Source organism: Mycobacterium sp. (assembly GCF_036488105.1).
In the GTDB taxonomy this organism is placed as follows: Bacteria; Actinomycetota; Actinomycetes; order Mycobacteriales; family Mycobacteriaceae; genus Mycobacterium.
Map to the genome: position 1 here is coordinate 1 of NZ_DASXHW010000542.1, position 7420 is coordinate 7420.

A 7420-nucleotide genomic window follows, 5' to 3' on the forward strand; every position below is an offset into this window, starting at 1 on the left:
CGGCATACAGCGCGGTCGCCTCCTGGATTTGGGCGGGGGAGAGACCTTGCCGCCGGATAGTTACTCCATGGGCACGCAGCAATTTGAGCACGGTGCCCTTACCCAACTCGTAGCGTTCGGTGAGCTCGGTGGACGGGGTGCCAGCTTCGTAGTCTTGAACGAGTTGCTTGATTATGTCAGCCTCAAGCCGCCGCTCGATAGCATGTATCCGCGGTACCGGTACCAACCGGTCTTGACCTGTATATTCGAGTTGTCCATACTGAAGTGTAGGGAACTGGGGTAGTACGGTCGGGTTTGCCAGTTTCGAGTAACGTCCCACCAGCTCCACCCATGAATACCCGATAATATAAGGGTTTTCCGCATCCAAGCACGCTTCGCCACGGCATCCGATGTCACCGGAATGTCAGTGCACACAATCCGCAGCGATCCGCAAGGAACTGCTGGTTCAAGTCGTTGCGGCGTTTGCAAGTCCGAATTGCGGCCGATCGGATGCAACGCCAGCGGCGGCCACTGGACCGCAGCACGTCCGGACCAGTCGCTCGCTACACAACGACTCTCCACGGCGAAGGCGATGCTTCGCCCGTCTCGGGTGCGCGGTAACGCGTAATAGGGCGCGAAGTGCGTCCATCCGCTCCGCGGTGTCTGCCCGACGGGCTCGTATAGATAACGCGTCGCGCTGGCAACTTCCCTGTCCGAACGGTCGCTGTCCTATGGCACGGGCAGGACGGCCAAGGCAGTTTCGGCGATCGCGCGCAGCGCATCGGGGCTGCGTCCACCTTTGCCCAGCGCTTCGATCCCGCGCAACACCGCCAGGAGGAGTCCGGCCAGTCGGTTGGGGTCTGCCTCCTGTTTGATGTCGCCGGCCCGCTGCGCTCCCGCGATGCAGGAACAGATCAGTTGTTCGATGGCTGCGAACGTCTGGCCGGCCGTCGCCGCCACGGCCGGATCGTGCTCCGAGAGTTCGGCGGTGCCCTTAGCGAGCAGGCAGCCACGCCGACAGACGTCGGAGGCGGTGGCGTTTGCCACCGACAGCACGTGCGCGCTTAGCCGTTCGTAGGCGTGGGTATCCGGGCACTCGAGCGCCCGACGCACTGCCTCGACCAGCGCGGCGCAGTGGTCGTCGAAGGTGCGCAGGAAGAGTTGGTGCTTGTCGCCGAAGGCGCCGTAGAGGCTGCCCTTGCCCAGACCAGTGGCCGCGGCGATGTCGTCCACCCTCGCCGCCGCGTAGCCGGTCGACCAGAACTGGTCCCTGGCGGTGCGCAGCACCTCGCCTTCATCGAAGCTTCGGGTTCGTGCCATGGCCTGACGATACCCATTCTTGACTACCTCGTCCAGAATCAGCTAGGTTCTGGACGAGGCGGTCAAGAAAGGCCGAACCGTCCGTCCCGTCGCGTGACGGCTACGAGCCGCAAACGACATAGTTATTCGAGAGGAATGGGTGCGATGCGCCCCATGGACGGCAAGACAGCCCTGGTCACCGGTGCCTCCAGCGGTATCGGACGGGCGATCGCCCAGCGCTTTGCCGATGACGGCGCCCGCGTCTACCTGACCGGCCGGCGCAAGAACGAACTCGACGCGGCGGCCCTAGAGATCGGCCCAGATGCAGTCGCGGTGCCGTGCGACGTCTCGCAGGCTGCCGACCTCGACCGAGTCATGGACGTCATCCGCGAGGACGGACGGCGGCTGGACACGGTCGTGGCCAACGCCGGCCTGGGCGACGGGTCCCGCCTCCAGGACGTCGCGGAAGAGCAGTTCGACTTCGTCTTCGGCGTGAACACCAAGGGCAGCCTGCTGACCGTGCAGAAGTCGCTGCCACTGCTCGCACAGCCCGCGTCGGTGATTCTGCTGGCGTCCTCCACCATCCACCAAGGCGCCGACAGAATGGGCGTCTACGCCGCGTCCAAGGCCGCCGTGCGCAGTTTGGGCCGGACGTGGGCCGCGGAGCTGGCCCCGCGTGGCGTGCGCGTCAACGTCATCACGCCCGGCCCCATCGCGACCCCCGCGATCGACCGGGTGGCCGACCGGCTCGGCCTGAGCCGTAAAGACTTCCACACAGTGCTGTCCTCGCGACTGCCGCTGCAGCGCATGGGCCGTCCCGACGAGGTGGCAGCGCTGGCCGCGTTCCTGGCCGGCCCGGAGAGCTCTTTCATCACTGGCGCCGAGCACTTTGTCGACGGTGGCCAAGTCCAGGTCTGACCAACCCTGCGGACGTGCGGCCCGCCCCACCCCGCGGTGAGCTTGATGGCGCCGCGAAACCGCGAAAGGAAGATCGGCGTGAACAGCAATTCCGAGCGATGATCGCAAACGTCGAAGTTGAGAACCTTGAGGCTGCCCTTCCCCTCTATCGCGAGTTGGCTGGCAACGTCGACATCAAGCAACTGCCCACCTTGGCGGTCCCGAGACCGATGAGAAGGTTCGTGCTCGCCTTGCGCGTTACGTCTCACCCGCACCCGGCGGCGGCAAGATGTTCGTCATCGTGGTCGGGGAATCGGCCGTGGGCAGCGTCGGATACTGGCCGCGCGAGTGGAACGGCGAGGACGTGTATGAAACGGGATGGGGCGTTCTCCCCGAACATCGAGGCCACGGCGTCGCTCGGAAGGCGGCAGCCATGGTCATCGACATCGCTCGTCAGGATGGCTCATGCACGGCGATCCACGCGTTCCCGAGCCCGAACAACCTTTCCTCGAATGCGATTTGTCGTGCCAACGGATTCATCCTGCTCGGAGAGGCAACCGTCGAATACCCTCCGGGACATCAGATGCGCGTGAATGACTGGCGTCTGAGTCTGACCCGGACAGCGACGATAATTCGGCGATCGGATAGCGATCCCTATGCGGGCCTGTGTAGCCGCCGCTTGCTGCAGTTGGCGACCGTAGATCTGAGCCTCCGTCGCTACGACACGGATGGTCGCCGTAGCGACGAGCACCGTGCTGCGAGGAAGCCTGCGCTCAGCGTTCAACGGAAGCGGCGAGATTGTCCAGCGAGGACGACACTCCCGCCGCGTGATCTGCAGCGTTGATCCCGTCGGGCACATCGTCGGCCCTGATGTCGACGCGTGATCGGGCGTCGACGGGGTGACCTCCTATGGCGTCGACCACGTCGAGTCGACGGCGGACTTCCCGCGCGGCCGACGCGTCCGCGTACGCCAGGACCGGTCGGTAGGACCCGCCGGGACGCGCATCGAAGTGCTCGAACCGGCCGGTCATCCGTCGGGGCGGTAGCCACACGGCAAGCGCGTTGGAGTCGGTCAGCGCGGCGAATACCCGCCTCCGGCGAGGTGCTGATGACTCGGACGGCGGTGTCAGTCCGACTCATCGCGGGCGCGCCTGTAGCGCTCGTAGATCACGCGCGAGCCGAACGTCCTGGTCCGTCGTTGCCCGCCTTTGGTCGGACAGATTCGAGCCGAGTACGCAGACGATCGGAAGGAAACGCCGTGTCCGCAACTGTTCTCTACATGTCTATGTCCCTCGACGGATTCATCGCCGGCCCCAACGCGGGACCGGGCAACGGGCTCGGCGACGGCGGGGACCGGCTGCACGAGTGGGGCATCGACCCGGACTCGGGAGCGTTCCGACCGGCGGGCGTCAACGGCCAGGTGTTCGAGGAGGTGATGGCCACTGGCGCGGTCGTCGCCGGCCGGGGGACCTTCGAGCCCGCGGACGGCTGGGGTGGCGACCACCACGACGGCGTGCCGATCTGGATCCTCAGCCGCCAACCGCCCGGCATCGACGTGAGCCACTGGCCGCAGGTCACCTATGTGGACGACGTCAAAGCCGCGATGTCCGAGGCAAAGCGTGCGGCGGGCGAGAAGAACGTGCTGGTCCACGGCGCGGCTACCGCGCAGCTCGCGCTCGCCGCCGGTGTCCTCGACGAGCTCGAACTCCACCTCATCCCGGTGCTCCTCGGCCAAGGCCGCCGCCTGTTCGACAACCTCGGGCCCGAGCACATCGAACTACAGCGCACCCGAATCCTCGAGGGCGAGGACGGTGTCACCCACATGCACTACCACGTCCAACGCTGAACACAGCATGGCGCCGCCTTCCCTTCCGAGGGCGACCGGAGGCTTCCCCCGCGCGCTCTTTGCGCGGTCCGTGGCGATGGCGGAGCTCTGCCGCGCCATCGCGCCATTCGGGTATTGATCTGGTCGTCCCAGCCGGTTCGCAGAACTTCGATCTCCAACTGCGGATGCTGAAGGCTCAGGGCGCGAACCGGACCGGTGACGATCAAACCGGGCATGAACCCGACCACGAACGACCCACCTTTTTGTGCGGCGCGAGTGACGCGCTAACGGACCGAAGCTGCCTGCTTGACCGATCGGTCGGGCTGATATCTATAACCACTCTCGGTCCGGTGCCGGCCACTTGATTCCGTGCTGGGCGGCACAGCATCGTGGCGCAGTACCTGCGGCGGAAGCTGCTCGGTTCGTCACGGTGATGTGGGCGGCGACTATCGCGACACCGTGCGGCCGACGTCGCGAAGTTGGAACGCGCCGACGATCTCGGTGATCCCCCGCGTCAGCGCCGCTGCACCGACCCATGCGACAAGCACCACCACGGAGTTGTTCCACGAACCGGCTGCCCAGAACCCGATCAGCAGCTCTGCGATGGCGGTGATCCCGAGCAACCACCAGCCGGGCAGGTAGCGACTCAGCGAGAACGCCATGATCAGGTCGAAGGAACCGCGGAATACGAGGTAGAAGCTGACGAGTGCGGCCAGCGCGACGAACGTGTCACCGGGATGGATGAACGAGACGATGGCGACGACGAACGACAGCCCCGCCATCACCAGATACGCGACTCGCCATCCCTTCGACGAGACGGTGGCCAGGAGCACCTCGTTCGCGGCCGCGCCGAGCGCGACGATGCCGAACAGCACCGACACGGCAGCCACCGTCGTGTAGTCGAACCGGAAGATCACGATCGACACGAGGAGCCACGCGACTCCGCTGACGAGCAGCAGCCACCAGTTGTCGGTTACGGGCGCGAGGAACCGGCCGAGCGGACCGTCCTCGGCCCTCTCCTCCGCATCACGGAGCATCGAGTTTGTCATTGTCTTTCCCCTTCTTGGGTTACGTCAGCGGGGTGCGAACCGTCCCGTCCAACCGCTGAATGCGAGTCGGCCCGCGCACGGCGCACGTAGTGGTTGTGTATTTCGACGGTGAGCTGCTGGACGAGCCGAGTGATCTCGGTGTTCTCGTGCAGCTCTTGTTCTGTCACGGCGAAGTCGTGGTTCGCCTTGGCTTGGGTGAAGTCGGACTGCCGGTTCTGCCCGATCATCACGAACGTCGACAGGAAGATCGCCTCGAGTGAGACGAACAGCGTGAGCGTCGGCCATGGGCTCGGCTCCAGCCAGATCATCCATCCCGCGAAGAGCAGCGCGTGCAGGTAGACGAACTGCATGGACCCGGCGAACCCCGTTACCGCGTCCGCGATGCGCAGCTGCAGGTTCTCGTGTCGCCGGCTCCCCTCAGCCTCGACGACCGGGTGTTGGGCAGCAGTGGTGGTCATGGCCGACGCCCTCGCTGTTCAGGCGGACGTGTTAGCGGCGAACTCGTCGGCGTCGATACGGGCAACAATGGCGTCGGCGACCGCGTACTCCGCCTCGTCCAGCATCTGGAGCGCGAAGTCGACGGCGTAGCCCGCGTCCTCCTCGGCATCCTCAGCCCGGCGCTCCGCCTTCTTCACGTCGTGTGCCGCGCGGTGGTCGTCGCGCTCGGAACGAAGCTCCGCGACTCGCGTATCGATCGACTGCCGAGTGTCGTTCCACCACGTGCGGTTCTTGTCCTGCGCAACCGCCGCATCTGCGTTCATCCGGGCCTTGCCGGTGGCGATCGACTTCTTCAGCGTCTCGCGTTGGTCGTCGAGGTAGGCGCGGTTCTTCGCGTGGGCCGCGTTCACAAACTCTTCGGATCTCTTCGCGCGGGCCGCGAGTTCAGTGAGCTGTTCGGACAATGGCTTCATGTCCACTCCATAAGGTTGTGGTTGTCTGGGCCGTTGTCTCAGATGCCCAGGGCAACGGGGTGTGGCTGATGTCTGCTTGTCGTTGGTGGCTTCAAAGGAGTGGCCGCCCCGTTGTTCTGGACGCCCGGGCCGCTGATTGAAATCTGTGCGCATTTGGTCGCTGTTTATGGAGCTGCTGGCGGGGTCGTCCACGGGGTCGGAGCGAGTAGGCAGGAGCACGTGCCGGGTGAAGGTCCGAGACAAGATCTGGGTCGGGATCGATGTGGGTAAGAGCGCGCATCACGCGTGCGCGGTGGACGAGCAGGGCAAGGTGATGTTCAGCCAACAGGTCGCCAACGGCCAGGCCGCGGTCGAGGCGTTGATCGCCCGCGCTGGCAAGGCCGGGACCGAGGTGGTCTGGGCGGTCGACATGACCTCGGGCATCGCGGGTCTGCTGCTGACATTGCTGCTGGGCACCGGTCGCCCGGTGCTGTATGTGCCGGGCCGGTTGGTGAACCGGATGGCCGGGGCGTTCGCCGGCGAGGGCAAGACCGACGCCAAGGACGCCAGGACGATCGCTGAGACCGCCCGGCTGCGGACCGACCTGATGCCGATCACCAGCCCGGATCAGATCGTGGCCGATCTGCAGGTGCTGACCGCGCGGCGGGAAGACCTGATGGCTGACTGGGTGCGTGGCGTGAACCGGATCCGTGGCCTGCTCGCCTCGGTTTTCCCTGCCCTGGAAAGGGCTTTCGACTACTCGACCAGGTCGGCGCTGATCCTGCTCACCGGCTACCAAACCCCCACCGGGCTGCGCGAGGCCGGCCCCGCTGGGGTGCGGGGCTACCTGGTCGAGCATGGCGCGTGGGCCAAAGGCATCCCCGCAATGACCGAAAAGACGCTCGCCGCCGCGGAGGAACAGACCATCACCCTGCCCGGTGAGGAGATCACCGCGCCGCTGATCGCCCGGCTCGCCGCCGAACTGCTCGAGCTGGACCGACAGATCAAAGACCTCGACAAGCAGCTCACCGAACGCTTCGGGCAGCACCGGCACGCCAAACCGATCACCAGCATCCCCGGCTTCGGCCCGATCCTCGGAGCGCAACTGCTCGCCGACACCGGCGGTGACCTGCACACGGCGTTCGGCAACCCGGGCCGGCTTGCCGCCTACGCCGGGCTGGCGCCCGTCCCACGGGACTCCGGCCGCGTGAAGGGCAACCTGCACCGGCCCAAGCGCTACCACCGCGGCCTGCGTCGCGTCTTCTACCTGGCCGCCCTGTCCAGCATCAAACCCGACGGCCCGTCCCGCACCTTCTACCAACGCAAACGAGCCGAAGGAAAGATCCACACCCAAGCGCTCATTGCGCTCGCCCGCCGCCTCGTAGACCTCGTCTGGGTGCTGCTGCGCGACGGCCGCGAATTCCAACCCACAGCACCGCTCAAAACGCCATCGGCGGCTTGACACGGTCATTGAAACTCCT

General features: G+C 65.9%; 8 protein-coding genes and 2 pseudogenes. 4 read left to right on the plus strand and 6 right to left on the minus strand.

Translation table 11 applies throughout. The features are described from left to right. Both VGH54_RS28510 and VGH54_RS28515 read right to left on the minus strand, forming a co-directional pair. A pseudogene (locus tag VGH54_RS28510) lies at positions 1-367 on the minus strand (hypothetical protein); the annotation flags it as partial. 341 nt (positions 368-708) lie between these two features. Beyond that, positions 709-1299, minus strand: a complete 591-nt coding sequence (locus VGH54_RS28515) for a TetR/AcrR family transcriptional regulator (protein ID WP_331515516.1) — start codon at positions 1297-1299, stop codon at positions 709-711. A gap of 153 nt (positions 1300-1452) precedes the next feature. Between VGH54_RS28515 and VGH54_RS28520 the strand changes: the two genes are divergently transcribed. Both VGH54_RS28520 and VGH54_RS30135 read left to right on the plus strand, forming a co-directional pair. Next, positions 1453-2196, plus strand: a complete 744-nt coding sequence (locus VGH54_RS28520) for an SDR family NAD(P)-dependent oxidoreductase (RefSeq protein ID WP_331515517.1) — start codon at positions 1453-1455, stop codon at positions 2194-2196. Positions 2197-2380: 184 nt separating this feature from the next. After that, positions 2381-3019: pseudogene (locus tag VGH54_RS30135) on the plus strand (GNAT family N-acetyltransferase); the annotation flags it as partial. Here the strand turns inward: VGH54_RS30135 and VGH54_RS28525 are convergent. Then, on the minus strand, positions 2949-3305 hold the full coding sequence (locus VGH54_RS28525; protein ID WP_331515524.1) for an SRPBCC domain-containing protein: 357 nt from the start codon (positions 3303-3305) through the stop codon (positions 2949-2951). The pseudogene VGH54_RS30135 and the gene VGH54_RS28525 overlap by 71 nt on opposite strands. A gap of 128 nt (positions 3306-3433) precedes the next feature. Here VGH54_RS28525 and VGH54_RS28530 point away from each other — a divergent pair, with 128 nt between their 5' ends. Then, positions 3434-4021 (plus strand): dihydrofolate reductase family protein, encoded by a 588-nt coding sequence (locus tag VGH54_RS28530; RefSeq protein ID WP_331515518.1) that lies wholly within the window; start codon positions 3434-3436, stop codon positions 4019-4021. Between the two features lie 425 nt (positions 4022-4446). On the opposite strand, the gene VGH54_RS28535 is transcribed toward VGH54_RS28530, so the two are convergent. The 3 genes from VGH54_RS28535 to VGH54_RS28545 are packed head-to-tail and all read right to left on the minus strand — an operon-like array spanning position 4447 to position 5960. Continuing rightward, complete coding sequence (locus VGH54_RS28535) at positions 4447-5049, minus strand: HdeD family acid-resistance protein (RefSeq protein WP_331515519.1); 603 nt, start codon at positions 5047-5049, stop codon at positions 4447-4449. After that, positions 5046-5507: a DUF1003 domain-containing protein gene (locus tag VGH54_RS28540; RefSeq protein WP_331515521.1), complete on the minus strand. Its 462-nt coding sequence runs from the start codon at positions 5505-5507 to the stop codon at positions 5046-5048. Before VGH54_RS28540 ends, VGH54_RS28535 begins: the two co-directional genes overlap by 4 nt. An 18-nt stretch (positions 5508-5525) precedes the next feature. Then, on the minus strand, positions 5526-5960 hold the full coding sequence (locus VGH54_RS28545) for a hypothetical protein (protein WP_331515522.1): 435 nt from the start codon (positions 5958-5960) through the stop codon (positions 5526-5528). Positions 5961-6186: 226 nt separating this feature from the next. Here VGH54_RS28545 and VGH54_RS28550 point away from each other — a divergent pair, with 226 nt between their 5' ends. After that, positions 6187-7401, plus strand: coding sequence for an IS110 family transposase (locus VGH54_RS28550; protein WP_331515523.1), 1215 nt, complete (start codon positions 6187-6189; stop codon positions 7399-7401). The last annotated feature ends 19 nt before the right edge of the window (positions 7402-7420 follow it).